Origin of the sequence: Microvirga roseola, from assembly GCF_020866965.1 — a bacterium.
In the GTDB taxonomy this organism is placed as follows: Bacteria; Pseudomonadota; Alphaproteobacteria; order Rhizobiales; family Beijerinckiaceae; genus Microvirga; species Microvirga roseola.
Genome location: NZ_JAJATX010000003.1, coordinates 34,055 through 60,325, shown reverse-complemented (window position 1 = coordinate 60,325; position 26,271 = coordinate 34,055). Strand labels below are relative to the sequence as shown.

The window sequence follows — 26,271 nt, the reverse complement described above, 5'->3', positions numbered from 1 at the left end:
CGACGAGATGGACGGCCATGGCGGCCATAGCCGGGACGCCTATCAGGTGCTGCAGGAATGGCTGAACTCCGTCCCGCCCCAGCTTCTGGAGCATCGCAGTGAAGAGGCCGAGCTTTTCTTCCGAAAGGTCGGCATCACCTTCGCAGTCTACGGCAATGCGGAGGCGGAAGAGCGGCTCATTCCCTTCGACATCATCCTGCGCATCCTGTCGGCACGGGAATGGGCACATCTCGCCCGCGGGCTCGAGCAGCGGGTCAGGGCGCTCAACCTGTTCCTGAAGGACATCTACGGCGCGCGGGAATCGTTCCGCCCGAGCTCGTCTATCTCAATCCCTATTACCGCCCGCAGATGAATGGCCTGCCCCTGAACGGGGGCGTCTATGTACAGGTCGCCGGCGTCGACGTGGTGCGGGTCGACGATCACGATTTCTATGTGCTCGAGGACAATCTGCGCACGCCCTCAGGTGTCTCCTACATGCTTGAGAACCGGGAGGTCATGACAAGGCTCTTTCCCGATCTCATGGCGATGCAGCGTATCCGCCCCATCGAGAACTATGTCGACGAACTTCTGGGAAACTTGAAATCCGTTGCGCCCGCGAGCAGTCCTTACGATCCCACCGTCGTTCTTCTCACGCCGGGATCCTTGAACTCCGCCTATTACGAGCACAGTTTCCTTGCCGACCGCATGGGCGTCGAGCTGGTGGAAGGCCGTGACCTCTTCGTGCGCGACGAGATCGTCCATATGCGCACCACCGAGGTGCCGAAGCGGGTCGATGTGATCTACAGCCGCATGGACGACGATTTCATCGTTCCTCTCGTCTTCCGCCCCGATTCCGCGCTCGGGGTGCCGGGGCTGCTTGCAGCCTATCGCGCTGGCAATGTCGCCATCTGCAATGCGCCGGGAACGGGCGTGGCCGACGACAAGGCCATGTACAGCTACGTGCCCGACATCGTGCGCTACTACATGGGCGAGGAGCCGATCCTGAAGAACGTGCCGACTTGGCGCTGCCGCAAGCCGGAAGCCCTGTCCTATGTGCTCGATCACCTGCATGAGCTCGTCGTGAAGGAAGTGAATGGCTCGGGCGGCTACGGCATGCTGGTCGGCCCCCATGCGAGCAGAGAAACGAGGGGGCATTTCCGCAGCCGGATCCTGGCGCGCCCCGACAACTACATCGCGCAGCCGACGCTGGCCCTGTCCACGAGTCCCGTCTGCACCAAGAGCGGTCTTGCGCCGCGCCACGTGGATCTCCGCCCCTTCGTGCTGACGGGGCGCAACGGCGTCAGGCTGGCCAGGCGGGCTGACCTGCGTAGCGCTGACGGAGGGCTCTCTGGTGGTCAACTCGAGCCAGGGCGGAGGCACGAAGGATACCTGGGTCCTGAGCGAATGAGCATGGAGTCTTTGTCGTGCCAATCCGTGATGCAGACTCTACTGGCTCTCGCGCTATGTGGAGCGGGCCGAGAATACGGCGCGTATTCTCGATGTAGCCTATCGCATGGCGTCGATGCCGATTGCGTATAACGGCGCGAACAGCAACGAATGGGAGTCGGCTCTTATCAGCGCCGGCGGCGTGGATCAGTTCCGCGCCGTCTACGATGAGATCACGCCCGAACGGGTGATCGAGTTCCTGGCCTTCTCGGAGGCCAATCCGTCGAGCATTCAGTGCTGCTTCGAGACGGCCCGGCAGAACGCCCGCTCCGTACGCTCCGCGCTCACCTCCGAGATGTGGGAGGCCATCAACTCCGCCTGGCACGATCTGCGCCGCTTCAGGTCGCAGAAGATTCGCGTCGAGGATCTGCCTCGGTTTCTCAACCTCGTGAAGCAGGCTTCCCTCCTTTACGACGGTTCCGCCATGCGCACCATGCTGCGCAACGATGCCTTCTGGTTTTCGCGGCTCGGTGTTTATCTCGAGCGGGCGGACAATACGGCGCGTGTGCTCGACGTGAAATACCACGTGCTCCTGCCGAAGGATGCGGAGGTGGGCGGCGGCATCGACTATTATCAATGGGCCGCCATTCTCCGCTCGGTGTCAGCGCTCGTCAGCTACCAGTGGGTCTATCACCAGAACCTGCGGCCCTGGCTGGTGGCGGATCTCCTCATCCTGAGGGAGGAAATGCCGCGCTCTCTCGCGGCCTGCTATGCGGCGCTCTCTCGCCACCTCGACGACATCGCCCATCGCTACGGCGTGTCGGGCGCAGCCCAGCGGCAGGCGCGGTCCGCCCATGCGCGCCTCACGAACCGGACCGTCGAGGAGATTTTCCGGCATGGCCTGCACGAGTTCCTGCAGGACTTCATCGCCGACAATAGCCGGCTCGGCCTTGCCATCACGAACCAGTACCTGGCCTGACCATGCGCATCCGCATCACCCACGAAACCATCTACCGCTACAGTGAGCCGGTGAAATCCGCGATCCAGCTTCTGCGGCTGACGCCGCGTGGCCATGCCGGGCAGGCGGTGTTGGCCTGGGCCATCGACACGGATTGCAACGCCCGTCTCATCCGGCGGGAGGACTGGGACGGGAACATCGCGCACAGCCTTTTCGTGGCAGGTCCCGTGGAGCAGATCAGCCTCAGGGTCGAAGGAGAGATCGAAGTCACGGATACATCGGGTGTCATCCGGGGCGGGGTCGAGCGGTTTCCGGAGATCTTCTATCTCAGGGAAACGCCGCTCACGACAGCCGACGCCCCCATTCGCGACTTCGCCATGGCGGCGGCAGGCTCGCTCGTCAGTCCGCTCGATCAGGCCCATACCCTTATGGAAGCGATTCATGGGCGCCTGCGTTTCGACATGGAGGCCACGCACGCGGCTACCACCGCCTCCAATTCCTTCACGGCGGGCCACGGGGTGTGCCAGGATTTCACGCATGTCTTTCTGACCGCGGCGCGGCACCTGCGGATCCCGGCGCGCTATGTGTCCGGCTATCTGCACAAGCCGGGCGAGGCTGTTCAGGATGCGGGCCACGCATGGGCGGAGGCCGCTATTCCGGGGCTCGGCTGGGTCAGTTTCGACGCGGCGAACAATGTTTCCACAACGGAAAACTATGTCCGGCTCGCCACCGGGCTCGACTATCTTGATGCAGCCCCTGTCCGAGGTAGCTATTACGGGGTCTCCCGCGAAGCGCTCGATGTTCGTCTGAGGATTGAAAGCGCCCGCCAAGCGCAGGCGTAATATGGCCCCGACCCGGCAGTTCGACCAGAAGGCCCCTGGAGGAACCCCTATGACCTATTGTGTCGGCATTCTCGTCCGGGAAGGCCTCGTGATGATCGCGGATACGCGCACCAATGCGGGCGTCGACAACATCGCAACCTTCCGCAAGCTTCACCTGTTCGAGAAGCCCGGCGAGCGGGTCGTCATGCTGGCGACTGCGGGCAACCTCTCTGTCAGCCAATCCGTCCTGTCGCTCCTCTCCGACGGCGTCGAGAACCCCGAGACCGGAGAGCTCGAGACGCTGTTCACGGTGTCCAGCATGTTCAGGGCGGCCCGGCTCGTCGGGCGCGCCATCCGTCAGGTCTATGCCATCGATGGTGCTGAGATGGAAAAGCGCAGCATGACCTTCGATGCCACCATGCTGGTCGGGGGGCAGATCGGGCACGGCGAGATGCGGCTCTACCAGGTCTATTCGGCTGGGAACGCCATCGAGGCGACCCTCGACACGCCGTTCCTGCAGATCGGGGAGCCGAAATACGGAAAGCCCATCCTGGACCGGGCGATCTCCCACGACATCGAACTCGTGGAGGCCCTGAAGCTCGGTCTCATCTCCATGGATTCGGCGCTCAAGTCCAATCTCGGCGTGGGCCTTCCCATCGACATCGTGGTCGCCAAGCGCGACGAGCTGAAGGCCGGGATCAATCACCGGATCCAGGAGGACGAGCCTTATTTTCGCGATCTGCGGGAGCGCTGGTCCGCGGCTCTGCGGGCGGCGCATCAGGCCATTCCCCACCCGCCTTATGCGGAGAAGGCCCTCTGATCGCCCGCTCGGGCGGGGAGGTGTCTCTTCAGGCCGTCCGCTGGAGGCGGGGGCGCATGATCGTCAGGATGGCCCCGTAAGGCGCGATGGCGAGCGCAGCCAGCGCCAGCTTCACCAGATAATCGGCGACGGCGAGGTTCACCCAGGGGAGGGCGATGCACTGATCGGCGATGCCGACCGCCGCCAGGATCTGGTCGATGGTCAGGCCGAGGCCCGGCACCGCGCCGCAATAGAAGGCGACGGAGAAGAAGATCGCCGTATCGAGGGCCGAGGAGATGACGGAGGACATGAAGGGCGGCACCCACCAGGCCTTGCCCCGAAGGCTGGAGAAAATGCCGATATCGAGGAGCTGGGCCGCCAGGAAGGCAGCGCCCGAGGCGATGGCGATGCGCGGCGTCGCGAGGATGAAGGACAGACCCACGGCCAGCAGGAAGCCAACATAGACCACCCGGCGCGCGCCCTGGGTCCCGAACCGCCGGTTCGACAGGTCCGTCACCAGGAACGCAAAGGGATAGCTGAAGGCGCCCCAGGTCAGGTAATCGCCGAGCCCCAGATGCTGGAAGGGGTACTGGACCAGGATGTTCGACGAGAGGACGACAAGCGTCATCGCGGTGAGCGCAATGAGGAAGTCGCGGCGGTCGAGAGCGGTCATGGAGGCCCATCCGGAGTTCGAAAGAAGCTTGGCCTTAAGGCAAACGCAAACGGGCGGCCGTGAAGCCGCCCGTCACACAATCTCTTTGGATCGAGGCTTAGCTCGCAGCGGCGAGCTTCTTCTCGATCTCGCGCTTGATCGCCAGGGCATTCGTGGACAGCTCGTCCGCCTTGGCCTTGGCCAGGAAAGCGTCGAGGCCGCCGCGATGCTCGACCGAGCGGAGCGCATTGGCAGAGACGCGCAGGCGCACGGAGCGCTGCAGAGCGTCGGATTGGAGCGTGACGTTGCAGAGGTTCGGCAGGAACTTCCGCTTCGTCTTGCGGTTCGAGTGGCTCACCAGGTGGCCACTCAGCACGGCCTTGCCGGTCAGTTCGCAACGGCGCGACATGGGTTCAATCCTATCGTCATAAGGGTCGCGGCTTCGATTTCGCGGGTTTGCTTCAACGCAGATCCCGCGCGGCCGGACACCAGAAGTCCTTGGAAGGTGCGAGCCTATAGGCTGAAACCAGGCCCCTCGTCAAGAATAGCAAGGTGCCGCAGCTCGCTTTTTTGTGACGGCGCGGTCACGATTTATTCCGATTTGCGTGAGATGCAACGGAATAGACTATCGGGAAAACCCCTGGAACCCCTATGCGTCTCTTCGCTTCTGCTCTCGTTGCCTCGATCCTGGCAGGCATCGGCTCTCAGGCCCATGCCCAGACCCTCAAGGTGGATTACGACCTCTCCCTGGCCGGCCTGCCCCTCGGCACGGCGGCCCTGTCGTCGACCTTTGCGAAAAAGAAGTACCAGGTGGAGGGCAGCGTCAGGCTTTCGGGCCTGGTGCGGCTCCTGACCGGGGTCAGGGGCGAGGCGATGGCCAGGGGCGTTCTGTCGGAAGAGCGGCCGAAGCCTGCCTCCTTCGCCGTCATCTCCATCTCCTCCAGCGATCAGCGCCGGGTCAAAATGGGCCTGCGTTCCGGCAATGTGGCGGAGGTCGAGATCGATCCTCCCCTCGAGCCCAAGCCCGATCGGGTGCCGGTCAAGGCGGTGGACAAGAAACGCGTGGTCGATCCGGTCAGCGCCCTTCTCATGCCTGTCACCGTTTCGGGCGATCCCACCCATCCCGACAACTGCAACCGCTCGATCCCTGTTTTCGACGGCGCTTCCCGCTTCGACGTGGTCCTCAGCTATGCGGAGACGCGGGCTGCTGAGGTCCCCGGCTATTCGGGGCCGGTCCTGGTCTGCAATGCCCGCTACGTCCCGATTTCCGGCCATCGCGCTCAGCGCCCCGGCACCAAGTTCATGATGGAAAACAAGGACATGTCCGTGTGGCTAGCGCCCGTCGAGGGGCAGCGCGTGCTCTTTCCGCTGCGGGTCTCGGTGCGCACCATGATCGGCACCAGCGTGGCCGAGGCGTCCAGCTGGTCCGTGGAGGACGGTGCCCAGGTCATCCGGGCGAATGGCCGCAGGCCGGTCCGGGCGAAGGATGCCGTCAGGGCCGGGGCTTCGCAATAAAGCCCTGCAAAGACGTCTTGAATGGCAGCTGGCGGGTAGCGAAATCCGCCTGAAACACCATATAGAGAGCAAGCCTGCAGCCGGACGCCAGCGCTCCGGCCTGCTTCCCGAGGAAGGACCGTGCGCCGCCCGAGGTGCCGGAGCCTTTCTTCAAGTCTCTCATCCGGGATCACATTCGCATTACCCGACATCAAGGCATGGCTCGCCGTTCCCTTCCACCGCAAGCGCGCGCGCGCGGCGTCACGGCCGTGCTCGGCCCCACCAATACGGGCAAGACCCACCTCGCCATCGAGCGGATGCTCGGTCACGAGAGCGGCATGATCGGCCTGCCTCTGCGCCTGCTCGCCCGTGAGGTCTATAACCGGGTGGTGGAGAAGGCCGGGCACCACAACGTCGCCCTGATCACGGGCGAGGAGAAGATCAAGCCGGACCGGCCGCGCTACTGGATCTCCACCGTCGAGGCGATGCCGCGCGATCTCGATCCGGCCTTCGTCGCCGTGGACGAGATCCAGCTCGCCAGCGACCTCGACCGGGGTCACGTCTTCACCGACCGCGTGCTGAACCAGCGCGGGCGCGAGGAGACCCTGCTCATCGGCTCCAGCACCATGCGTCCGCTGATCGAGGCCCTGATCCCAGGCGTTCACGTGATCACGCGGCCGCGCCTGTCCAAGCTCTCGTTCGCCGGCGAGAAGAAGGTGTCGCGCCTGCCCCGCCGTTCGGCCATCGTCGCCTTCTCGGCGGAGGAGGTCTATGGCATCGCCGAGCTGATCCGCCGCCAGAGCGGCGGCGCTGCGGTGGTGCTGGGGGCCCTCTCGCCCCGGACCCGAAACGCCCAGGTCGAGCTCTACCAGAACGGGGACGTGGATTACCTCATCGCCACGGACGCCATCGGCATGGGCCTCAATCTCGACGTGGACCACGTGGCCTTCGCCTCCGACAAGAAGTTCGACGGCTTCCAATTCCGCAAGCTCAACAACCCGGAGCTGGCCCAGATCGCCGGCCGCGCCGGCCGCTACATGCGGGACGGCACCTTCGGCACCACCGGCCGCTGCCCGCCTTTCGACGCGGATACCGTCGAGGCGCTGGAGAATCACGTCTTCGATCCGGTGCGCATCCTGCAGTGGCGCAACCCGGACCTGAATTTCTCGTCCCTGGCCGCCTTGCGCGATTCGCTGGGTGTGCAGCCGCGGGAGCACGGCCTGGTGCGGGCTCCTACGGGTGAGGACGTGGCGGCGCTCGAGGTGCTGGCGCGGGACGACGAGATTTCAGCCTATGCCCGTACGCCCTACGCGGTGGACAGGCTCTGGCAGATCTGCCAGGTGCCGGATTACCGGAAGGTCTCGCCCCAGACCCATGCGGATCTGGTCGGCCAGATCTATCGTTTCCTTATGAAAGATGGTGCGATTCCGGCCGATTGGTTCGCCCGCCACCTCTCGGCCATGGACCGCACGGATGGCGACATCGATACCCTCTCCAACCGGATAGCTCAGGTCCGGACCTGGTCCTTCATTGCTAACCGTCCCGACTGGTTGAAGGATCCTGAGCATTGGCAGGGCGTTGCGCGTCAGGTAGAGGACAAGCTATCGGATGCGCTCCATGAACGTCTCGCCCAGCGCTTTATCGACCGGCGAACCAGCGTTCTCATGCGGCGCTTGAGAGAGAACACGATGCTCGAAGCGGAAATCACGACCTCCGGCGATGTCACGGTCGAGGGTCAGCACATCGGCCACCTGCACGGCTTTCACTTCGTGCCTGACCCCCAGGCCGATACGTCGGAGGCCAAGACCCTGCGCAACGCCGCCAGCAAGGCGCTGGCCGGCGAGATCGAGGCGCGGGCGGACAGGTTCGCCGAAACTCCCGACACCATGCTCGTGCTGTCGAACGACGGCACGGCCCGCTGGATGGGCGATCCGGTCGCGAAGCTGGAGCCCGGCGACAAGCTCTTCGAGCCGCGCCTGCGCATCCTCTCGGACGAGCACCTGACGGGCCCGGCCCGCGACAAGGTGGACAACCGCCTGCGCGCCTGGCTCAAGGCCTATGTGGTGCGCCTCCTCGGACCGCTGATCCAGTTGGAGGAGAGCACGGAGCTCACGGGGCTCGCCCGCGGCATCGCCTTCCAGGTCGGCGAGGCTCTCGGCGTTCTGGAGCGTTCCAAGGTGCTCAACGAGGTGCGCAGCCTCGACCAGGACGCCCGCGCGGCCCTGCGCAAGGCCGGTATCCGCTTCGGCGCCTACCACCTTTATGTCCCCGCTCTCCTGAAGCCCGCTCCGCGCATCCTGGCGGCCCAGCTCTGGGCCCTCCAGAACGGCGGGCTCGATCAGAAGGGCATCGACGAGATTGCCCATCTCGCCCAATCCGGCCGCACCTCGATCCCGGTCGATCCCGAGATCGCGGCGGGGCTCTACCGGGCTGCCGGTTTCCGGGTTTGCGGCGGCCGGGCCGTTCGCGTGGACATTCTCGAGCGCTTGGCCGATCTCATCCGGCCCGCCATCGCCTACCGTCCGGGCATCACGCCCGGAGAGCCGCCTGCGGGCGCCGCGGACGGGGAGGCGTTCGTCGCCACCGTCGCCATGACGTCGCTCGTCGGCTGCGCCGGCGAGGATTTCGCGACCATTCTCAAGTCCCTCGGCTATGTGGTGGAGCGCCGTCCCGGCCCCGCCATCACCGTGCCGCTTGCGTCACCTGCCCCGCAGGAGTCAGCGTCTCAGGCTGCTGCCGAGGGCGGGGAGAACACTGCCGCCGCCGAGGCTCCGTCTGAGGCTGCCGCAGCGGCTCCCGCACCTGCGGAAGAGGCTGCCCCTGCCGTAGCCGAATCCACGGTGCCGGAGACAGCTCCGACCGAGGCCCCCGCACTGGAAGAAGGGCAGGGGGATGTGGTCTCCGCGTCCGGCGCCGTCGAGCTCCCGGCAGATGCGGCTGCGGAAGCTGCCGCTGAGGCGCCCGCCGAGCCGGAAACGGTCGAGGTGTGGCGCCAGGGCCGCCGTCACCATGAGGGCGGTCAGGCGCGCCATGGCCGTGATGCCCGTCCGCGTCAGGACCGGGGCGACCGTCGTCCGCGCCACGGGGAAGCCCGGGGCGAGCGGCCTTCGGGCGAGCGCCCGCCGCGTCCCGAGCGTTGCGAGGCCCAGGGCGAGGGTGGACGTCCGCAGAACCGTCCGCCGCGCGGCCCGGGCCGTGGTGAGGACCGTCGCGGTCCCCGGCCTGACAAGCGCGCCGACAACCGGCGCGAAGAGCGCCGCGAGAAGCAGCCGGATCCGAACTCGCCCTTCGCCAAGCTGATGGCCCTCAAGGCGCAGCTCGAGGACAGTAAGAAGTGAGGCTGTAGCGGCCATGCGTGAGGACCGGCAGCGGCTTGACAAGTGGCTCTGGTTTGCACGCTTCGCGAAAACCCGGACGCTTGCCGCCAAGCTGGTCACCGGCGGCTTCGTCCGGGTCAACGGCCAGCGCACGGACAATGCCGCCAAGGCCGTCGCCGTCGGCGACGTGGTCACGCTGGCCCTTCCCCGGGCAACTCTGGTGGTCCGGATCGAGAGCTTAGGCCAACGCCGCGGCCCTGCACCGGAAGCAAGGCAGCTCTACGCCGACCTCAACCGGGACAACCCGGCGCTTGTCAGCGACGGCGACAGCGGCTAGAGCATCTTCCGGCAAAGCGGCACCGCTTTGCTCGAAGGAAACATGCTTTCCCGCAATGACTTAGCGGGTGGCGCCGAGCCTTTCGTTCCTCCCGAACAGACCCTCGAAGGACCGTTCATGACCTACGTCGTCACAGAAAATTGCATCAAGTGCAAATACATGGACTGCGTCGAAGTCTGTCCGGTGGATTGCTTCTACGAGGGTGATAACATGCTCGTCATCCACCCTGACGAGTGCATCGATTGCGGCGTCTGCGAGCCGGAATGCCCGGCCGAGGCGATCAAGCCGGATGCGGAGCCGGGCCTCGAGATGTGGCTGAAGCTCAATGCCGACATGGCCAAGAGCTGGCCCAACATCACGCAGAAGAAGGATCCGCCCGCCGACGCCAAGGAATTCGACGGCGTCGCGGGCAAGTACGAGAAGTTCTTCTCTGCCGAACCGGGCGAGGGCGATTGAGCCCGGCAAGCTTCGCCACAAACGAAGTTTCTTTACGCTAGCTTTTGAAATATTTTTGCTTTTTCGGCCGGACTATGGTAGGGTTCGTGAATGCCGTCGCTTGCGCTCAAGCCGTGCACCGTTCCTGCTGGTCATCGGTCCACAAGATGAAGCAATGATGCACGACCACCGACTTAGGGCAGTCTTTCTGCCATAAGTGAAAAGGAGCGCTCTCTAGCAGTAGGCTTACATCAGGGAGTCGGGCGGAACAGTCAAGTTCCGCATTCAATCATTTTGTTGTTCCCCGGGGCCCTGCCCGACGGAACCAAAGCTCCTCGCCTTAGACGAGGACCATGCAAGGAGGCCTCTCTCGCATGACAACCGCCAAGAAGTCCGCCCAGCGCTTAGGGTTCAAGTCCGGCGAAGCGATCGTGTATCCCGCTCATGGCGTCGGCCGCATCACGGCCATCGAGGAGCAGGAAATCGCGGGTTTCAAGCTGGAGCTGTACGTGGTCTCCTTCGACAAGGACAAGATGGTCCTGCGAGTCCCGACCGCGAAAGCTGCCAGCGTTGGCATGCGCAAGCTTGCCGAGCCGGCCCTGGTCCAAAAGGCTCTGGACGTGCTGACCGGCCGGGCTCGCGTGAAGCGCACCATGTGGTCGCGCCGCGCTCAGGAATACGAGGCCAAGATCAATTCCGGCGACCTCATCGCCGTTACCGAGGTCGTGCGCGACCTCTACCGCTCCGAGGCTCAGCCCGAGCAGTCCTATAGCGAGCGCCAGCTCTACGAATCCGCTCTTGACCGGGTCGTTCGCGAGATCGCCTCGGTGAACAAGATCACCGATACGGAAGCTCTCAAGCTCATCGAGCAGAGCCTCGCCAAGTCCCCGCGCCGCGCCAAGGGCGCCGAGGCGGAAGGCGAGGCTGAGGGAGACGATCTCCAGGAAGAGGCGGCCTGATCGAAAGGCTCCCATCCAGCAAAAAAGAGCCCGGCAGCAAAGCCGGGCTCTTTTGTTTTTCCGGGCCTTGTCTTCCAAGGGGCGGAATCTATTTCGCAAAACTTGACCGTTTGAGCTGAACTTTTTCCCGCTTCGCTCGTTGTGTCTCTGCCAAGGGAGGACACAATGGGAGAAATCTCGGGGGTTCGTCGTCGCTTCGTCCGCGCCGCCATGAACGCGCCATTCCTCGAACGCGAGGAAGAGCGTGCGCTTGCGGTCCGCTGGAAGGAGCATCGGGACGAAACAGCTCTTCATCAATTGACAGCCGCCCATATGCGACTCGTGATCGCTCTGGCGGCCCGTTTCCGTCACTACGGCCTGCCGATGGCCGATCTCGTCCAGGAAGGCCATGTGGGCCTGCTCGAGGCCGCTGCCCGCTTCGAGCCTGAACGCGAGGTTCGTTTCTCCACCTACGCGACCTGGTGGATCCGCGCTTCGGTGCAGGACTACATCCTTCGTAACTGGTCAATTGTCCGTGGCGGAACAAGTTCCGCCCAGAAGGCTCTTTTCTTCAACCTGCGCCGCCTGCGCGCCCGCCTGACCCGTGGCGGCGAGGATCGCATCGCCTCCGACGTGCACGGGAAGATCGCCCAGGCGATCGGCGTCTCGGAAGCCGATGTGGCTCTCATGGATGCCCGCCTGTCGGCGCCCGATACATCCCTGAACGCACCCGTTCTCGATGCCGACCCGTCCAACTCCGCGGAGCGCGTCGAATTCCTCGTCGACACAAGCCCGCTGCCGGACGAGAGCGTCAGCGACGTCATCGACACCGAACGCCGCGTCCGTTGGCTGCGTCAGGCTCTGGAGGTGCTCAACGAGCGCGAGCTGCGCATCCTGCGCGCCCGCCGTCTCAACGACGAGCAGGTTACCCTCGAGTTCCTGGGAGACAGGCTCGGGATTTCGAAGGAGCGTGTTCGCCAGATCGAGAACCGGGCGCTTGAAAAGCTCAAGCGTGCCCTGATGGAGAAATACCCGCAGGCCTCCGGAGCTTTCGTCTAGGCTTTCACTGAAAGTGGATCCTTTCTCAGGCAGAGCGAATCCCGCTCTGCCTGAGGTCTTTTGGGGAACTATTCCACCACGACCTTGTAGCGCTCGCCCACCCGCAGCGGGCCTGACCGCTCCAGCCCGTTGAGGAGCAGGAAACGGTCGAGAGCGCGGTCGACCGGCATTCGCTCGGCAAGGCTCTGGGCCGTATCCCCAGGACGCGCCGTCACGATCTGCAGCTTCAGCGGCCTGATCTGGCGGGCCTCTTCCGGCTGGACCTGGCGCACGCTCTGAAGGGTGCGCTGGAAGATGTTCTCCAGATCGCCCGCGCCGCTGCGCACGGCCATGATGAGCCGATAGGTGGTGTTGCCGATCCGGATGGCGGAAAGCCGGAAGGTCCACTCCTTGCCGTTCGAGAGGGCGGTGACGACCGGCAACCCGTTGATGGTGGTCGGCACGAGGCTTCCCGGCTCGATCGTATCCGTCCAGGTCGAGCGGAGCACGTCCTCCAGGCTCTGTCCGTTGGGCGTGTCGGCGGCATCGAAGAGGAGCCGCCGCTCCCCGTCCGCCGAGGCTCCGAGCACCGCCTGCGATGTGTTCTCGAGCGTGAAGCCCTCGGGCGCCTCGAAGGCGACGCCCAGGCGCGCATGGATGAAGCGCCGTCCCTTGACCACGCCGTCCGCCGGGTCGTCGCCATAGGAGAGCCCGCTGAGCGCGGTGAGATATTCGAGCCGTCCGGGCGCATCCGATTCCGGCGCGCTGGCCTGCCTGGCCGCCTGGAGGGCGCGGGAAATGCGCTCCCGGGTGCTGGGATGGGACGCGATGCGGTCCGCGCCCGGACTGTCGGAGCCGGTGCTCACCCGTCCGAGCGCCGTCAGGAACCGCGGTGCCCCGTAAGGATCGAAGCCGGCCCGCGCCAGAACCCTGACCCCCACCTGGTCGGCCTCCAACTCCTGCGCGCGGGAGAAGCTCGCCAGGCTGGAGCGGGCCTGGCTCTGCACCACGGCGGCCTCCTCGGCATCGTTGAGCACGTTTTCCGCCACGCGCTTGATGAGGGCCGAGCGGGCCTGCAGCTCGCTGCGCTGGGAGGCATGGCGAAGGGTCACGTGGGCGATCTCGTGGGAGAGGACCGCCGCGACCTCGGAGCTGTCGTTCGCCAGCGCCAGGAGCCCGCGCGTCACGTAAAGACGCCCGTTCGGAAGGGCGAAGGCGTTCACGACGGGCGAATTGAGGATCGTGACCTGATAGGCCTCGTCGGGCCTGTCGGTGGCCATGACCAGCCGGTTGGTGACGTCGTTCAGAAGACGCTGGAGCTGGGGAGCCCTGCCTTCGCCGCCGAAGGCCGCCACGAGGCGCTCGTGATCCCGGTCACGCTCCTGGCCGACTACCCGGGGGGCGTTGGCAGGCAGAGAGACGTCACCGCCGAAGCCGGCGCAGCCCGAAAGCAGGGCTGCCAGCATCGCGCTGCCGACGATCCGGATTGTGCTCCTCTGACGCGTTTCGCTCATGCTCGTTCATCGGGCCAAGCGCCTGCCTTCAAGACGCTCGATCATCTCCGGTATGACAATGGTCAAAGACGTACCTTGCCAAGACTGCAAAATGCCTCGGGCCCTGATCCGCTGTCCCTGGAGCGCCTTCGCATCCAGGCCGCGGTCCGCCATCAGCGTCCACGTCTTTCGGGGGATGACGATCGTGAAGTCCTCTGCCCAGTGCCCCCCGAAGTTCAAATAGGTGAATTGCCGGCGTTCGCCGACGCTCCTGATGCGCCCTTCAACCAGAACGAAGGTCCCGACCCGGTCGCGCAGACGGCTCAGCTCTCCGACATCGATAGGCTTATAGCGGGCATCGGTCCAGAGACCAAGGCTTCGCTCGCGGGAGGTTTCTTCGAGCGCCAGCAATTCGGGCTGGCAAAGCGCGCCTTCGTGGCCCGGATCGACCAAGGCCAGTCCCGCCTCGACGAGGCCGCGCGCCAAATCGGGGGAGGGCGAATCACCGACGGGCCGGATCCGGACGGAAACCCTGTCCCAGCGGTCGCGGGCGCCGGATCCTTCGACGATGACTTCCTGCCCGGCCTTGGCCCTGAGCCAGGCTTGGGCCTTCTCGCGATGAGGCGGATTGTCGGGAAGGCGGATGCCCGACAGCCGGGCGAGGCCACCGGAGGCGAGAACCAGGTCGCCCTGAGCATCGAGGCCCTGCAGTCGATCCCGCAGCGGCGAGCCGGCGCAGGACAGTGCATGGCCTGCCGAGGGCAGCGCCGCCAAGCTTAAGATGCAGCCGCCAGGCTTAAGATGCAAAGGCTGATAATGCGCGACACCCGCATGGCTGGTTCCAAAGCTCGGCAGGATCATACCTGCTCCGCTCGGGATCGTCATGCGGGCGCTGATGACAATACGGCCGCCTACAGGTGCGGAGCGGCCGCTAATGCTTCTCCTCGGCAGGGCTGTGCTTTTGCGGCTTGTGGCCGCTCTGGCCCTGATCGTTGTGCTTGCTATGGTCGCGGGTCTCCTGGTGCACCGCGCCGCCCTGCTTGCCGATTCTCGGCTCGCCGCTGGCGTTGATATGGGCCCCGTCCTGCGGGTCCCGGTGACCCTCGACGCGGGTCTGGTTCGGATTGCTGCGGTTGCCCTTGTCGCTCATGACTTCTTCTCTTGTTCGCGCCGCTGAGCGCCGTTGCCTCTCTTGCCCTGCTGGTGCTGGGTTCCACGGGTGTTCGAGCCGCCATGGCCCTCCTGGGGAATGCCCTCAGGGTTCTGGCGGGTGCCTGGAATGTTCTTGGTCATCGTAAAATCCCGTTTGCTATGCTGCTTGACGAGAACGCCGGCCCGACGGGCAATCCAGCCCATCGGGGCCGATCGTTCAGGGTCAATCTCGGAGACCGGGATTTGTTGCAGGCGCAAAGGGCCGCGCCGCCGAGGGGCGGCAGCGCCTACCAGCGGATCACCACGGCCTTCTGACCGCCGTTTCCGAGCTCGACCGCCTCGGTCCCGTCCGCGCTCTTGCTCTGCGCCTTGGCGTTCTCGACCACCTCGACGGCCGCCACATTGGCGGCGAAGGCCTCGTCCACCTCGGCAACGCAGACCAGGGTCTCGGGCGGAAGATTCTCGACAGCCTTCAGGAATTCGCGAAGAGTTTGCGCCATGGGATCCCTCCTGTTCTCCGCACCAACAAAGCGAAGCTGAGAGAGTTCCCCGGCCGCAATGACGTCCCTTCCGAGGTGAAGGAGGGCCGGGGACCGGATTGGAGGGTCCCGAGCCCTGGGGCAACGCCATGGAGGGGTCTGGTCGCGCCCGGGCGGGCGTGCTATTTCCTAACCCTGAACGGTCTCGTAGCTCAGCAGGACAGAGCAGCGGTTTCCTAAACCGAAGGTCGGAGGTTCGAGTCCTCCCGGGACCGCCACTCCCTCCTAACTTGGGATGGACGACCGGCGCCCCCTACCGTTCGGAAGCGGCGGCCGGTCCTCGGTTCTCTTACGCAATCGCGGCGGAGGCTTCCCGGACCTTTTCGGTGGCGGATCTCACCAGGTCCGACGAGCGGGCGATCTCATTGATGCTTGTGCTGATGGAGGACACGCTTCTCGAGGCGCTCAGCATGGTGGCGGACATCTCCTGCGTGACCGCCGCCTGCTCCTCGATGGCGGCTGAAATCGCCACGGAGATCTCGTTGACCTTCGAGACCGTCGAGGTCATCCCGTCGATGGCAGTCACCACATGCTGGGTCGCGGGCTGAGTCTGCGCGATCTGGCCGCTGATTTCCTCCGTCGCTTTCGCCGTCTGGGAGGCGAGTTCCTTGACCTCGGAAGCGACGACCGCAAATCCGCGGCCCGCCTCTCCGGCGCGCGCCGCCTCGATGGTGGCGTTGAGCGCCAGGAGGTTGGTCTGCGAGGCGATGGATTCGATCAGCGTCGTGATCTCGCCGATCTTCTGAGCTGCGGCGGCAAGGCTCGACACCATGACCTTGGCCTCCTTGCCCCGGTTGACCGCCTCGGTCGAGATCGTCAGGGCGTGGCTCACCTGCTGGCTGATCTCGCCGATGGAGGCGGCCAACTCCTCCGCGCCGGCGGCAACCGCCTGCACGTTCGACGATGTCTCGTTGGAGGCGCTGGCCGCATCGGCGGTCTGGCGCGTCACGTCGGCGACCGCGCTGGTGATCTCTCCGAGATCCGTGGCGATGGACCGGACGAGATCGGCCCGCCTCATGCGCTCCTGCACCTGGGCCGTGACGTCGGTGGCGAACTTGACCACCTTGTAGGGCTTTCCGCTCGAATCGAGGATCGGGTTGTAGGAGGCCTGGATCCAGACCTCCTTTCCGCTCTTGCCGATGCGCCTGAATTCCCCCGATTGATACTCGCCACGGGCGAGGGCAGCCCAGAACGCCTTGTATTCCGCGCTCTCGCGCTGGATGGGATCGACGAACAGGCTGTGATGCCTGCCGCGGATTTCGTCCAGGCTGTAGCCGAGGGCGGAAAGGAAATTCTTGTTGGCGGCAAGGATGGTGCCGTCGGGCTCGAATTCGATGACGGCCTGCGACCGGTCCAGGGCCTCGAGCTTGGCGCCCATCTCGCTTGCTGATCGAAACATGAACATCGTCTGGTCCTTCCAGTGACTCTCGGGCGCGCGCACTCACCTCTCGAGCCTTGGGAGGATCGTAGGCGCTGTCGGGCACCGGATCTCCATCCGTGCCGGCTGAGCCAATTTGGACCAGGGAATCCTAATCGGACGTTAAATTGAGATTTAAACTAATGAATACTTTCCAAGTAGCCATGAAGCAACGCTCAGGATCGCCCGGTGTCCTGCCACTGCAGTCCGAACTTTGCGTCAGGCTTGAAGATGAATTCGATGCCGGCGTCTTCCAGCGCCTGCAGGACCGCGTCCAGGCTTTCCTTCCGAACCGCGTCTGCGCCTTGCGCCTCGATGCGCTTGATCGTCATCGCGGAGACGCCGGAGGCCTCCGCCAGCTCGCGAACGGACCAGTTGAGGAGCGCCCTCGCCGTGCGGATCTGCGAACCTTTCGGCGGCTTCTGCAGGTGAAAATCGAGTTCCGTGCGGGCGGCGGGAGCGGAAGCGAAGCTCGGATGCACCCGCCCGGTCTGCTCGAGATGGTGCAGCCACAATTCATCGATCACGAGGCGGCTGAGGCCGGCGAGAATGGCGGTCTCATGCTGAGCCATGTCCCGCGGCTCCATATCGATGATGCAAAGCGAGCCGAGGCGGATCCCATGCTCCGTGGCCAGCGGCGCGCCCGCGTAGAACCGGATTCTCGGCTCCCCCGTCACATAGGGATTCGACGCGAAACTCCCGTTCTTCAGCGCATCGGGCACCACGAAGACCTCGTCGTGGAGAATCGTGTAATTGCAGAAGGCATGCCTGCGTTCGGTTCCCGTGATGCCGTCGACGCCGAGGGCGGCCTTGAAATGCTGGCGGTCTGCATCGAGCAGGGTCACCAGCACAATCGGCACGTTGAAGACCTGCTGAGCAACACGGCAGATGCGGTCGAGGGAAGGAGAGGCGGGAGCATCGAGAACGGCAAGCCGGTGCAGCGCTTCAAGACGCTCAGATTCATTGGCAGGAACTGGGAAGGACATCGACGACGTTTGGGACGGTTTTCCTTGGGCGGGGTAGCATCCTTACGTAGCATTGCCGGCCTGTCCATGCATCTATCGGTTTTGTCACAGTTCTCCGCAGGTCGCCGATCCGATCTCTCCGGCCCGAACCGTTCAGAAAAGGGCCTTTCGGCGGTGCATCAGCAGGCGCTTGAGCGTCATCGCCAGGGAGCTTGCGAGCAGCACGCAGGCGACATCCATTCCCCAGCGCGCCAGGGCCTGCAGCATGAGCGGGAAATCGCCGATGACGAGGGCCATGCCGGCAATCGCCATGCTCGGCACGAGCGCGAGTGCGATCATCACGCCGGCGGCGAAGACCGTCCGGCGGGAGTTGACGATGACCGTTCCCGCAAGCCCCCCGAACACGGCGACGATGGCTCCCGACCACTTGAAGCTCGTCCAATAACGGATCCATTGCTGGTTGGAGAGGTCGGCCGGGACCGTCGGGTCGAGCGGGACCGCGATGAGCAGGCCCACGGCAGCCCCGAAGGCGAGCATGAGGTAACCGACCAATGTTGCTGCGAGGCCTGCCCGTGACACGTGCCATGCTCCGCTCGGCGGGCCGAGCACGATCCGCACCAGCGGCTCGAAGCCGGGGGCGACGAGCATCGCCCCGATGACGAGATGCAGCGTGTCCTGCAGGAGGCCGACCGCTGCGATGGCGCCGGAGAGCGTCATCAGCGAAAGGAAGTTGACGGTGAGACTGGTGTCCCGGCGCAGGAGGGACTGCATCTCCTCCCAGGCGGCTTCATTGGTCTGGTGTTCGATGGCCTTGCGCTGAGAGGGCGCGACGAGCGCGGCCGGTTCGCTGAGGACGAAGGAGCCGCTCTCCAGAATGTTGAGATCCTCGATGATCCTGAGGATTTCCTCGACGGCCTTGTTGGTAGCCTGCACCGTCACGATGTCGCCGGGCGGACTGAGAGAAACTCCAGTCTGCACCGCAATTCCGACAATACCCTCGCGGCCCTGGATGCGCTCGATCAGCGTCTGCCGCTTCTCCGGTGGAATCGTAATCTCGATGGTGCGGGACATGAGACCTCACAACGGACACAATACTCGAGAAGCCCAACAAAGTGCCTGCACCTGCTGTTCCCTGGAGGTGCGCCCGTCACCGGCCGACCTGCGCCGCGGCGGCCTTGGCGTCATCGAGATCGGGCGCATCGATATGGCGGTAGCGTGCCTGAACCAGGCCGAAGATGCCGAAGGCGAAGAGGCCGATAGCGGTGAGCGCCAGGAGGACCCAGCCGTAGGGCTGCTCCTGCAGCGCCCGGAGCGCGCCGCCGAGGCCGCGCACATCCGAGGATTGGCTGTGCCAAGCGGCGAGAATCAGAAAGCCGCCAATGATGATGAACACGACGCCCCGCGCGGCGAAGCCCATGCGCCCGAGGGTGACGAACCAGTCCCGCTTGTCGGCGGGCAGGGCGAGATATTCGGCGACATCGCCGCGCCAGGCTTTCCAGGCGAAGGCGAGCCCCGCGCCGACGATGCCCGCGCCGACGAGACCGGTGAGCCAGCGGCCGAAAGGCTGCGCCAGAAGCCATGCCGTCCAGTCCTGGGCCGCGCCATCCTCTCCGCTGCCCCCGCTCGTTCCCCAGCCGAAAGCGAGGCTCAGCGCCGAAACCGCAAGGCCTGCATAGATGAGGCCGCCGATCAGATGGGCGGCCCGGATGCCGAGGCCCTTCATGTCGTTGCCGCGACGATCGGCGTCCGTCACCGCCTCCACGATGCGCCAGGCGCAGAAGCCGAAGAGGCCGATTGCGATCAGCGCCAGCCAGATCCAGCCGAGGGGCTGGGCGAGCACCGTCTGCAGGGCGCTCTGGCTGCCGCCTGTCTGCCCGCCGGCGCCGATGGCGGCAAGGAGGGCGAGGCCGCCGACGAGGCAATAGACGACGCCCCGGGCGCCGAAGCCGAACCGGGCGAGAAGCTCGACGGGATTGTGGTTGTTACGAGGCATTCCGGCGGCTCCATCCTGTCACGGATGAACCGCCGAACCTTGGCCGATGTTCCTGAGGCAGCTACCGTCTCAGCCTTCGCCGACCGGGCCGGGGCGCAGAAACACGTCCTCCGCCAGGGGCGGTCCGGCCAGCATGAGCAGCAGCACGGCGAAGGGTAGAGAGAACAGGAAGCCGATTTGGCTGAAGCCTATGGCGCCGGTCACGCCGCCTACGAAGAATGAGCCGAGGAGCAGGCAAAAGGAGGCGCAGCTTGTCCCGGTCCGCCCTGACGGGCTCCGGCAGATCGCGGCTCCGGTTCCAGTAGGCGAGCTTGCCGAGTTCGATGCCGATATCCGTCACGATTCCGGTCACGTGGGTCGTGCGCATCCGCGCGCCGGAGATCTTGGTGATCGTTGCGTTCTGCAGGCCCATGATGAAGCAGAGCAGGGGCACGGCGGCGGCGACGAAGCCGGAGGAGGGATAGGCCAGCCAGCCCAGGATGCCGAAGCCGAGAAGCAACAGCGCTTCCAGCATCAGGGGCATGGCATAGCGGCTGCCGATTCCATGGCGGCGTCCCCAGTTGATCAGCATGGCCGAGCAGGCTGCCCCCAGCACGAAGGGCGGAAAGGCTGCGAGCCCGAGCAGCGTCAGGCCGAACGCGCCAAGGGCGAGGTGATCGGCCATGGCGGAGAGGATGCCGGACATGTGCGAGGTGTACTGGCCCACGGCCAGGAACCCGCCCGCATTGATTGCGCCCGCAATGAAGGTCAGTGCCATGCCGAGCAGCGCATCTGCCGCTCCGGTCCGTTCCGACGCCACGATGGTTCTCGCCGATCTGACATAGCGGTCGGCGAGGGCGCGGTGCCTGCGGGCTGTCTGATGCGGACCCATGACGATCCATCATATAGCCCGTTTCTTAACGGATTTGTTGGTGCAAAAGGCCGCTCGCGCAATCTTCGGAGCGGCCCTTGCCGGTCTTATTGGGCGATGGTCGAGGAAGAGGCCCGCTGTCCCGGAGGGGTCCGGATCGTCTCCATAATCCGCGCCTCGCCGACAGGCTCGGCGAGCGAATTGCCGCCCACGAAGACCTGGATCGCGCCGGCCTCCACCAGATGGGTCCCGTCGTCGAGATGGAAGCCGAGGTCCTCGAACGGGATCCGCAGGGTCAAGCGCTTCGCCTCGCCGGGGTTGAGGGCGACCTTCTCGAAGGCCTTCAGCTCCTGCAGGGGCCGGCTGCGGCTCGCAACCGGATCGCGGGTGTAGAGCTGCACCACTTCCTGTCCGGGCCGGTCGCCCGTGTTGGTGACGGTGACCGACACCTCCAGCTCCTCGCCCGCTTCCAGCTGCGGCTTGGCGATGGCCGGCTCGGAATAGCCGAAGCGCGTGTAGCTGAGCCCCCAGCCGAAAGGATAGAGAGGCGTGATCTCCTCGTCCTGGTATTTGAGGGTGAAGCGGTTCTCCGCCAGGGTGGGTCGGCCGGTGGGAAGGCGGTTGTAGTAGAGAGGCATCTGCCCGGTTGCACGCGGCCAGGTCACGGGGAGCTTGCCGCTCGGGCTCACGTCGCCGAAGAGCACGTCGGCCACCGCAGGGCCGCCCTCCGTTCCCGGATACCAGGCCATGAGGATTGAGGGGATCTTCTCCGCGAGGTTCCCGAGGACGAGAGGCCGTCCGCCCACGATGACGAGGGCGATGGGCTTGCCGGTGGCAGCCAGCGCCTCCAGCACCTCCGCCTGTCGGCCGCTCAGGTTCATGTGCGCGCGGGAGGCCGCCTCGCCCGAAAGGTCCCCCGGCTCGCCGAAGACGGCGATCACGAGATCGGAGGCTTGAGCCGCCGCAATGGCTGCGGGAAGCTGGTCCGTCGAGCGGCAGAAGAGATCGCAGGCCGGGGCGTGCCGCACGTCGATGCCGGTCTGCGACGCCCGGCGGCGGATTCCCTCCAGGATCGTGACGCTGTCCTCCGGATGGGCTCTTGCGCCGTGCGGACCGAACTGGTCGCGGGGTGCATCCGCCAGGGGCCCGACCACCGCGACGGAGCGGATGCCCGGTTTCACGGGCAGCACGTCGCCGCGGTTCTGCAGCAGGACGAGCGTTTCGCGGGCGACCTCGCGGGCCAACCGACGAGCCTCGGGCGTCGGGAACTCGGCATCCGTGTGGGCAGGATCGATGTCGGGCTTGTCGAACAGACCGAGCTTCATCTTGGTTCTCAGGATCCGCCTGACCGCCTCGTCGATGACGCTTTCCGGCACGCGGCCCGCACGCACCTCCTCGGGGAGGTGCTGGATGTAGAGGCGGCCCATCATGTCCATGTCGACGCCGGCCATAACGGCCATACGGGCGGCATCGGCTCCGTCTTCCGCGACGCCGTGCCCGATGAGCTCATGGATGCCGGCCCAATCGGAGGTCACGAAGCCGTCGAAGCCCCATTGATGGCGCAGCACATCCGTCAGGAGCCAGGCATTGGCGGTCGAGGGCTCCCCGTTCAGGGCGTTGAAGGCCGCCATGAAGCTGGCCGCTCCAGCCTCCAGCGCCGCCCGGAAGGGCGGGAGATAGATGTCGTACATCGACGCGCGCGGAATATAGGTGGTGTCGTAGTCGCGCCCGCCCTGCGGCGCGCCGTAGCCTGCGAAGTGCTTCACCGCCGTCGCGAGGCCGCCGGCCTGAAAGCCCTCGACGCGGGCGGCCGTGAGCACCGAACCGAGATGCGGGTCTTCGCCGAAGCCCTCGACGATGCGTCCCCAGCGGCTGTCCCTCGACAGGTCGGCCATGGGAGCGAAGGTCCAGTTCACGCCCACATGGGCGGCTTCCCGCGCGCCCCATTCCGAGGCCAACCGCGAGAGGCGCGGATTGAAGGCTGCGGCCTCCCCTAAGGGAAGCGGGAACTGGGTGCGGAATCCGTGGAGGACGTCGAGGCCGAAGAGCAGCGGGATCTTGAGGCGGGACTGGCGTGCCAGAGCCTGGGCGCGGGCGACGTCCTGGGCGTTGTTGAAGTTAAGCAGGGCTCCGACCTTCCCCTCGGCGATGTCCTCCCACCGGAGCGGCAATCCATGGGAGATGAGGTTCATCTGCCCGATCTTCTCCTCGAGCGTCATGCGCGCGAGGAGATCGTTCACGCGGCGCTCGATATCGTCCTGCGCCGTTGCGGCGGCTGTGGGGAAGACGAGAAGCAGGAAGAGACAGACGCGTACGAGAACCGAGAAACGAAACTGCCGCAAAACGACCTCCTTTTTCGAGCACTGAAACTTCGTTGCGAGGCGGTAACGCTTGCCTTCGGTTCGTGCTACACAAGGTAACGGCGGAATTGGCGTCGCGGTGGCGCGAGGTCAATTCAAATTGTTGGAAGAACGATGCACCGGCTGCCCATTTCATTGAGGCTATCCCTCCTGGTCGCCTGCTTCGCCCTGGTCTTTTCGGGGCTGGCGATAGCCGGCGCCGCCTTCTCACGGGATGCCGAGCTGTTTGCCGCCGCGGCAGGGATCTTCCTCCTCGCGACGGCCGGGATGCCCCTGCTGATCGGGCGGCAGATCCGGCGCGCCCTCTCCGAGCAGCCTTCCGAGGCCGCCCCGACGCCTGCCGTCGAGGAGGTTCCGCTCGCCAGGGCAGAGCCGGATCTCGCGAGGCTGCCCGTTCCGAGCGAGCCGTCCCCCTTCGAGAACGGAAGGACCCTGCGGCGGACGCAGAAGGCGCAGGCCGTGGATCGCCTGCGGGACGGCATCACCCATGACCTCAACAACAGGCTCATGGTGATCAGCGCCAATATCGATGCCGTGGCCCGGCAGGTGAAGGACCAGCCGGCCCTGCAGCGCAAGCTTCTTTCGGCTCTCGTCGCCTCTGACCAAGCCGCCAAGCTGATTGCAAAGTCCACCGCCTTCGCGCGCCAGCACGAACTCCAGGTCCAGTATGTGGATCTGACCGAGCGGGTGAACTCGGTTGCGACCCTGATGGGCCGCTCGCTGCTGCGGGATACGGTCGAACTGCGCCTGTCGCTCGAGGAGAGCCTCTGGCCCGTCGAGGCCGATCCCGACGATATCGAAACGGCGATCGTCACCCTCAGCGCCCACATCCGGGATGCCCTGACGCAAGGCGGGACGATCTCGCTCGAGGCGCAGAACATGCAGGTCCAGAAGGGATCCCTGTCGAACCTGAAGCTCGAAGGCGACTTCGTGCGCCTCGTGATCCGCGGGACGGGAGCGGGCGAGGCCGTTCGCAGCGCCGATCCCCTGAGCGAGCAGGCTTTCGCCATCCGGGATCTCGACCTGTCCGCCTGGCTCAATGTGAGCCAGAGCCTGCATTTCCTGCGGTCCCTCGGCGGGGCTTCGGAGGTCCGCCACGACGGATCCGACACGGCGATCATCCTCTACCTGCCGCGCGCCAAGGCCGCGACCATGCTCCCCTCCGGCTCCCTCGGCGACGACGAGGCCCTGGGCGCGGACGAGAGGGGGCACACGGAAATCCTCGTGGTCGACGACGAGGTCGAGGTCGCCCTCGCGCTGCAATCGATGCTGGAGGAATTCGGATACGTGGCGAACGTCGCCACCGATGCCGGACAGGCGATCCAGAGCCTCCGCACGCGCAAGCCCGGCCTCGTGCTGACGGACGTCGCCATGCCGGGCACCATGAACGGCGCGATGCTGGCGCGGGAAGTCCGGCAGATCTTCCCCGATCTTCCCGTCCTGCTGATTACCGGCAGTCCCGTCATTGCGGGCGAGGACAGCGAGTTTCCGCTGCTCCAGAAGCCGATCCTCAGCCGCGATCTTCATGCCGCGATCCAGCGCCACCTGACGCCGTCCGACGACAACAAGGTCGTGCCGCTCTTTCCGCGCGCCTCCTGACCTCAAGCCATCACGTTCTCAAGCCATCACGGCCGCCGCGGACAGGGGCGCCTTCGCCTCCTGGGCCTCGAGGGCAAGGGCCGCGAAGAGCCGCTGCTGCGGCTTCTTCCAGACCAGCAGTTCCGGATGCCACTGCACCCCGAGCAGGAACGGCGCGCTTGCGCTCTCGACGGCCTGGACGATCCCGCTTTCGTCATGGGCGGCAATCCTCAAGCCCTCTCCGAGCCGGTCCACCGACTGATGATGGAGGGCGTTCACCTGACAAGGGTTGCAGCGCAGGATGCGGTCGAGCCGGGAATCCTTCTCGATCGTCACCTGCTTGCGCGGCAGCACGGTGCGCATCTTGGGCGCCTGGACATAGACCTCGTAGATATCCGTATGAAGCGAGCCGCCGAGGGCGACATTGATCATCTGCGAACCGCGGCAGATCCCGAGGACCGGAAGCTGCGACGGGAGTGCGGCCTTCAACAGCCCAAGCTCCAGGCTGTCGCGCTCGGGATCGATGCGCACGTCCGGCAGAACCTGTCCGCCATAAATTTCTGCGCCGATATCGTCGCCGCCGCCGATCACGAGGCCCTGGAGCGGCTCCTCCGGCAAGGGTTCGCCCGGCATGAGACGGATCGAGCGCGCGCCCGCACGGGCCAGCGCAAGGCGGTGCATGAGATAGCTCCGCCAGCCGCCGCGCCGGGATGTGGTGACGCCGATGAGGGGCTTCGTCATGACTTGACGACCTGCGCAACGACATCCGCCCAGCTCTTGTCCTCGCCCTTGAAGGCGAGATAGGCGGAACCGACCGCATCGAGCTTCTCGCAGTCTGCAGCCAGCCGCTCCACGGCAACCCACCGGTTCCAGTCCGGCGCCATGCTCCAGCCCGGATCGCTCACGCGTGCATCGGGGAGCCGGTAATGGAAGGTCGGCCGGCCGTTGATCTTCTCGCTCGGCAGCGCTTTCCGCACCCGCTCCTCGTCGAAATGGAGAAGCAGCGGCAGGAGGTCGAGGTCGCGGTTGCGGGTCGGGTTGGCCGCGAGATAGTCGTCGATGAAGGTCGCGAGGTCGGGCCAGTAATCGGGCGCTGCGATCATCTCGATGTACTCGACCGGGAATGGATCGGCGAACCCTAGGAGACCGCGGGTCGTATCGGGCGCGACCTCGCGGCGGAGCCATGCATTGAGAAGGGCGAAGCTCTTCATGAAGGCTGTGACCGTCGCCGCATCCTGGCGCGGGATCTCCGGGTTGAAGTGAAGGCCGAAGGCATAGAAGGGGGCGTCCTGGGTTCCCTTCGCGCCGAGATCCCTCAGGACCGTGAGCAGCTTCTCCAGGTCCCGAAGGCGGTCGATGGGCGTCGGAGCCGACACAAGTTCGCAGGGGATCAGGTAGCTCGCGGCAAAGCCGAACCAGGCGGCGACCCGCGGCAGGATGCGGCCCGGGCTCTTCTTGCCCGCCGCATGCTTGGCCGGATGCACGATGCGCGTATCGAGCTCGATCGTCATGTCGCCGGCCGAGGAGCCCCTGAGCTCGAAGGCATGGGGATCGTCCTCGGTGATCCGGCCGCCGAGCTCTTGCTGGAGCGCGCGAACGGTCTGTTCCGCCGAGGGTCCCGCGAATTCGACCTCGACCCCGACCGTGCGCATGCGTCCGTGCTCGTTGTACAGAATCGGGGGAAGCTCGAAATCGACAAAAATGGGAAGCGCGGGCTGCGCCATCGGGAACTCCAGGCAGGGCATCGGCAGCTGAGGCCGTGCAGATGAA

General features: G+C 65.5%; 24 protein-coding genes, 1 tRNA gene and 2 pseudogenes. 12 read left to right on the top strand and 15 right to left on the bottom strand.

The annotated features are described in order from the left end of the window. Nucleotides 1–7: 7 nt before the first annotated feature. The 4 genes and pseudogenes from LG661_RS03015 (at nt 8) to LG661_RS03000 (ending at nt 3,964) form a co-directional block, all read left to right on the top strand. Nucleotides 8–1,387: pseudogene (locus LG661_RS03015) on the top strand (circularly permuted type 2 ATP-grasp protein). Between the two features lie 57 nt (nt 1,388–1,444). Then, complete coding sequence (locus LG661_RS03010; protein ID WP_230530388.1) at nt 1,445–2,344, top strand: alpha-E domain-containing protein; 900 nt, start codon at nt 1,445–1,447, stop codon at nt 2,342–2,344. A 2-nt stretch (nt 2,345–2,346) separates the two neighbouring features. Next, a complete protein-coding gene (locus LG661_RS03005; RefSeq protein ID WP_230530387.1) occupies nt 2,347–3,165 on the top strand; it encodes a transglutaminase family protein in 819 nt (272 codons plus the stop codon). Nucleotides 3,166–3,214: 49 nt separating this feature from the next. Continuing rightward, on the top strand, nt 3,215–3,964 hold the full coding sequence (locus tag LG661_RS03000) for a peptidase (RefSeq protein ID WP_230530386.1): 750 nt from the start codon (nt 3,215–3,217) through the stop codon (nt 3,962–3,964). 28 nt (nt 3,965–3,992) lie between these two features. Here LG661_RS03000 and LG661_RS02995 read toward each other — a convergent pair whose 3' ends face one another. Next, nucleotides 3,993–4,616: a queuosine precursor transporter gene (locus LG661_RS02995; RefSeq protein WP_230530385.1), complete on the bottom strand. Its 624-nt coding sequence runs from the start codon at nt 4,614–4,616 to the stop codon at nt 3,993–3,995. Nucleotides 4,617–4,713: 97 nt separating this feature from the next. Beyond that, nucleotides 4,714–5,004, bottom strand: a complete 291-nt coding sequence (gene rpmB / locus LG661_RS02990) for a 50S ribosomal protein L28 (protein ID WP_230530384.1) — start codon at nt 5,002–5,004, stop codon at nt 4,714–4,716. A gap of 242 nt (nt 5,005–5,246) precedes the next feature. On the opposite strand from rpmB, the gene LG661_RS02985 reads away from it, so the two are divergent. From LG661_RS02985 to LG661_RS02960, 6 genes are all read left to right on the top strand, one after another. After that, a complete protein-coding gene (locus LG661_RS02985; RefSeq protein ID WP_230530383.1) occupies nt 5,247–6,110 on the top strand; it encodes a DUF3108 domain-containing protein in 864 nt (287 codons plus the stop codon). A 197-nt stretch (nt 6,111–6,307) separates the two neighbouring features. Next, complete coding sequence (locus LG661_RS02980) at nt 6,308–9,427, top strand: helicase-related protein (protein ID WP_230530382.1); 3,120 nt, start codon at nt 6,308–6,310, stop codon at nt 9,425–9,427. Nucleotides 9,428–9,440: 13 nt separating this feature from the next. Further along, nucleotides 9,441–9,743, top strand: coding sequence for an RNA-binding S4 domain-containing protein (locus tag LG661_RS02975; protein WP_230530381.1), 303 nt, complete (start codon nt 9,441–9,443; stop codon nt 9,741–9,743). A 117-nt stretch (nt 9,744–9,860) separates the two neighbouring features. Then, nucleotides 9,861–10,199 (top strand): ferredoxin FdxA, encoded by a 339-nt coding sequence (gene fdxA, locus LG661_RS02970; RefSeq protein ID WP_230530380.1) that lies wholly within the window; start codon nt 9,861–9,863, stop codon nt 10,197–10,199. A gap of 353 nt (nt 10,200–10,552) precedes the next feature. After that, nucleotides 10,553–11,137, top strand: a complete 585-nt coding sequence (locus LG661_RS02965) for a CarD family transcriptional regulator (protein WP_230530379.1) — start codon at nt 10,553–10,555, stop codon at nt 11,135–11,137. 165 nt (nt 11,138–11,302) lie between these two features. Then, nucleotides 11,303–12,175, top strand: coding sequence for an RNA polymerase factor sigma-32 (locus LG661_RS02960; protein ID WP_230530378.1), 873 nt, complete (start codon nt 11,303–11,305; stop codon nt 12,173–12,175). Between the two features lie 68 nt (nt 12,176–12,243). On the opposite strand, the gene LG661_RS02955 is transcribed toward LG661_RS02960, so the two are convergent. The 5 genes from LG661_RS02955 to LG661_RS02935 form a co-directional block, all read right to left on the bottom strand. Beyond that, nucleotides 12,244–13,668 (bottom strand): M48 family metalloprotease, encoded by a 1,425-nt coding sequence (locus LG661_RS02955; RefSeq protein WP_230530377.1) that lies wholly within the window; start codon nt 13,666–13,668, stop codon nt 12,244–12,246. A 6-nt stretch (nt 13,669–13,674) separates the two neighbouring features. Continuing rightward, nucleotides 13,675–14,532: a thermonuclease family protein gene (locus tag LG661_RS02950; RefSeq protein ID WP_230530376.1), complete on the bottom strand. Its 858-nt coding sequence runs from the start codon at nt 14,530–14,532 to the stop codon at nt 13,675–13,677. A 46-nt stretch (nt 14,533–14,578) separates the two neighbouring features. Beyond that, the gene (locus LG661_RS02945) at nt 14,579–14,797 is read right to left on the bottom strand and encodes a hypothetical protein (RefSeq protein WP_230530375.1); all 219 of its coding nucleotides are present in this window, start codon (nt 14,795–14,797) and stop codon (nt 14,579–14,581) included. Beyond that, a complete protein-coding gene (locus tag LG661_RS02940; RefSeq protein WP_230530374.1) occupies nt 14,794–14,940 on the bottom strand; it encodes a hypothetical protein in 147 nt (48 codons plus the stop codon). Before LG661_RS02940 ends, LG661_RS02945 begins: the two co-directional genes overlap by 4 nt. Nucleotides 14,941–15,086: 146 nt before the next feature. Then, nucleotides 15,087–15,299: a sugar phosphorylase gene (locus LG661_RS02935; protein ID WP_230530373.1), complete on the bottom strand. Its 213-nt coding sequence runs from the start codon at nt 15,297–15,299 to the stop codon at nt 15,087–15,089. A 180-nt stretch (nt 15,300–15,479) separates the two neighbouring features. On the opposite strand from LG661_RS02935, the gene LG661_RS02930 reads away from it, so the two are divergent. Continuing rightward, nucleotides 15,480–15,556 (top strand) — tRNA-Arg (locus LG661_RS02930). Between the two features lie 71 nt (nt 15,557–15,627). On the opposite strand, the gene LG661_RS02925 is transcribed toward LG661_RS02930, so the two are convergent. From LG661_RS02925 to LG661_RS02900, 6 genes and pseudogenes are all read right to left on the bottom strand, one after another. Beyond that, entirely contained in the window at nt 15,628–16,743 is a 1,116-nt protein-coding gene (locus tag LG661_RS02925) for a methyl-accepting chemotaxis protein (protein ID WP_322098832.1), read from the bottom strand. Nucleotides 16,744–16,931: 188 nt separating this feature from the next. After that, nucleotides 16,932–17,741, bottom strand: a complete 810-nt coding sequence (locus LG661_RS02920) for a GAF domain-containing protein (RefSeq protein WP_230530372.1) — start codon at nt 17,739–17,741, stop codon at nt 16,932–16,934. A gap of 132 nt (nt 17,742–17,873) precedes the next feature. After that, on the bottom strand, nt 17,874–18,791 hold the full coding sequence (locus tag LG661_RS02915; RefSeq protein ID WP_230530371.1) for a DUF389 domain-containing protein: 918 nt from the start codon (nt 18,789–18,791) through the stop codon (nt 17,874–17,876). A 76-nt stretch (nt 18,792–18,867) separates the two neighbouring features. After that, nucleotides 18,868–19,713: a DUF1206 domain-containing protein gene (locus LG661_RS02910; RefSeq protein ID WP_230530370.1), complete on the bottom strand. Its 846-nt coding sequence runs from the start codon at nt 19,711–19,713 to the stop codon at nt 18,868–18,870. 93 nt (nt 19,714–19,806) lie between these two features. Further along, nucleotides 19,807–20,515, bottom strand: a pseudogene (locus LG661_RS02905) (YoaK family protein); the annotation flags it as partial. Between the two features lie 155 nt (nt 20,516–20,670). Further along, nucleotides 20,671–22,905, bottom strand: a complete 2,235-nt coding sequence (locus LG661_RS02900; RefSeq protein ID WP_230530369.1) for a glycoside hydrolase family 3 N-terminal domain-containing protein — start codon at nt 22,903–22,905, stop codon at nt 20,671–20,673. Between the two features lie 132 nt (nt 22,906–23,037). Between LG661_RS02900 and LG661_RS02895 the strand changes: the two genes are divergently transcribed. Then, complete coding sequence (locus tag LG661_RS02895; protein ID WP_230530368.1) at nt 23,038–24,522, top strand: response regulator; 1,485 nt, start codon at nt 23,038–23,040, stop codon at nt 24,520–24,522. An 18-nt stretch (nt 24,523–24,540) separates the two neighbouring features. Here the strand turns inward: LG661_RS02895 and LG661_RS02890 are convergent, their stop codons facing one another. After that, complete coding sequence (locus LG661_RS02890) at nt 24,541–25,242, bottom strand: gamma-glutamyl-gamma-aminobutyrate hydrolase family protein (RefSeq protein WP_230530367.1); 702 nt, start codon at nt 25,240–25,242, stop codon at nt 24,541–24,543. Continuing rightward, nucleotides 25,239–26,225, bottom strand: a complete 987-nt coding sequence (locus LG661_RS02885; protein ID WP_230530366.1) for an amidoligase family protein — start codon at nt 26,223–26,225, stop codon at nt 25,239–25,241. Before LG661_RS02885 ends, LG661_RS02890 begins: the two co-directional genes overlap by 4 nt. Nucleotides 26,226–26,271: the final 46 nt, after the last annotated feature.

What these genes read in the sequence shown, in the direction of transcription:
- LG661_RS03005 (WP_230530387.1), top strand. Translation starts at nt 2,347, where the DNA reads ATGCGCATCCGCATCACCCACGAAACCATCTACCGCTACAGTGAGCCG.
- LG661_RS03000 (WP_230530386.1), top strand. Translation starts at nt 3,215, where the DNA reads ATGACCTATTGTGTCGGCATTCTCGTCCGGGAAGGCCTCGTGATGATC.
- LG661_RS02995 (WP_230530385.1), bottom strand. Translation starts at nt 4,616, where the DNA reads ATGACCGCTCTCGACCGCCGCGACTTCCTCATTGCGCTCACCGCGATG.
- rpmB (WP_230530384.1), bottom strand. Translation starts at nt 5,004, where the DNA reads ATGTCGCGCCGTTGCGAACTGACCGGCAAGGCCGTGCTGAGTGGCCAC.
- LG661_RS02985 (WP_230530383.1), top strand. Translation starts at nt 5,247, where the DNA reads ATGCGTCTCTTCGCTTCTGCTCTCGTTGCCTCGATCCTGGCAGGCATC.
- LG661_RS02980 (WP_230530382.1), top strand. Translation starts at nt 6,308, where the DNA reads ATGGCTCGCCGTTCCCTTCCACCGCAAGCGCGCGCGCGCGGCGTCACG.
- LG661_RS02975 (WP_230530381.1), top strand. Translation starts at nt 9,441, where the DNA reads ATGCGTGAGGACCGGCAGCGGCTTGACAAGTGGCTCTGGTTTGCACGC.
- fdxA (WP_230530380.1), top strand. Translation starts at nt 9,861, where the DNA reads ATGACCTACGTCGTCACAGAAAATTGCATCAAGTGCAAATACATGGAC.
- LG661_RS02965 (WP_230530379.1), top strand. Translation starts at nt 10,553, where the DNA reads ATGACAACCGCCAAGAAGTCCGCCCAGCGCTTAGGGTTCAAGTCCGGC.
- LG661_RS02960 (WP_230530378.1), top strand. Translation starts at nt 11,303, where the DNA reads ATGGGAGAAATCTCGGGGGTTCGTCGTCGCTTCGTCCGCGCCGCCATG.
- LG661_RS02955 (WP_230530377.1), bottom strand. Translation starts at nt 13,668, where the DNA reads ATGAGCGAAACGCGTCAGAGGAGCACAATCCGGATCGTCGGCAGCGCG.
- LG661_RS02950 (WP_230530376.1), bottom strand. Translation starts at nt 14,532, where the DNA reads ATGACGATCCCGAGCGGAGCAGGTATGATCCTGCCGAGCTTTGGAACC.
- LG661_RS02945 (WP_230530375.1), bottom strand. Translation starts at nt 14,797, where the DNA reads ATGAGCGACAAGGGCAACCGCAGCAATCCGAACCAGACCCGCGTCGAG.
- LG661_RS02940 (WP_230530374.1), bottom strand. Translation starts at nt 14,940, where the DNA reads ATGACCAAGAACATTCCAGGCACCCGCCAGAACCCTGAGGGCATTCCC.
- LG661_RS02935 (WP_230530373.1), bottom strand. Translation starts at nt 15,299, where the DNA reads ATGGCGCAAACTCTTCGCGAATTCCTGAAGGCTGTCGAGAATCTTCCG.
- LG661_RS02925 (WP_322098832.1), bottom strand. Translation starts at nt 16,743, where the DNA reads ATGTTCATGTTTCGATCAGCAAGCGAGATGGGCGCCAAGCTCGAGGCC.
- LG661_RS02920 (WP_230530372.1), bottom strand. Translation starts at nt 17,741, where the DNA reads ATGTCCTTCCCAGTTCCTGCCAATGAATCTGAGCGTCTTGAAGCGCTG.
- LG661_RS02915 (WP_230530371.1), bottom strand. Translation starts at nt 18,791, where the DNA reads ATGTCCCGCACCATCGAGATTACGATTCCACCGGAGAAGCGGCAGACG.
- LG661_RS02910 (WP_230530370.1), bottom strand. Translation starts at nt 19,713, where the DNA reads ATGCCTCGTAACAACCACAATCCCGTCGAGCTTCTCGCCCGGTTCGGC.
- LG661_RS02895 (WP_230530368.1), top strand. Translation starts at nt 23,038, where the DNA reads ATGCACCGGCTGCCCATTTCATTGAGGCTATCCCTCCTGGTCGCCTGC.
- LG661_RS02890 (WP_230530367.1), bottom strand. Translation starts at nt 25,242, where the DNA reads ATGACGAAGCCCCTCATCGGCGTCACCACATCCCGGCGCGGCGGCTGG.
- LG661_RS02885 (WP_230530366.1), bottom strand. Translation starts at nt 26,225, where the DNA reads ATGGCGCAGCCCGCGCTTCCCATTTTTGTCGATTTCGAGCTTCCCCCG.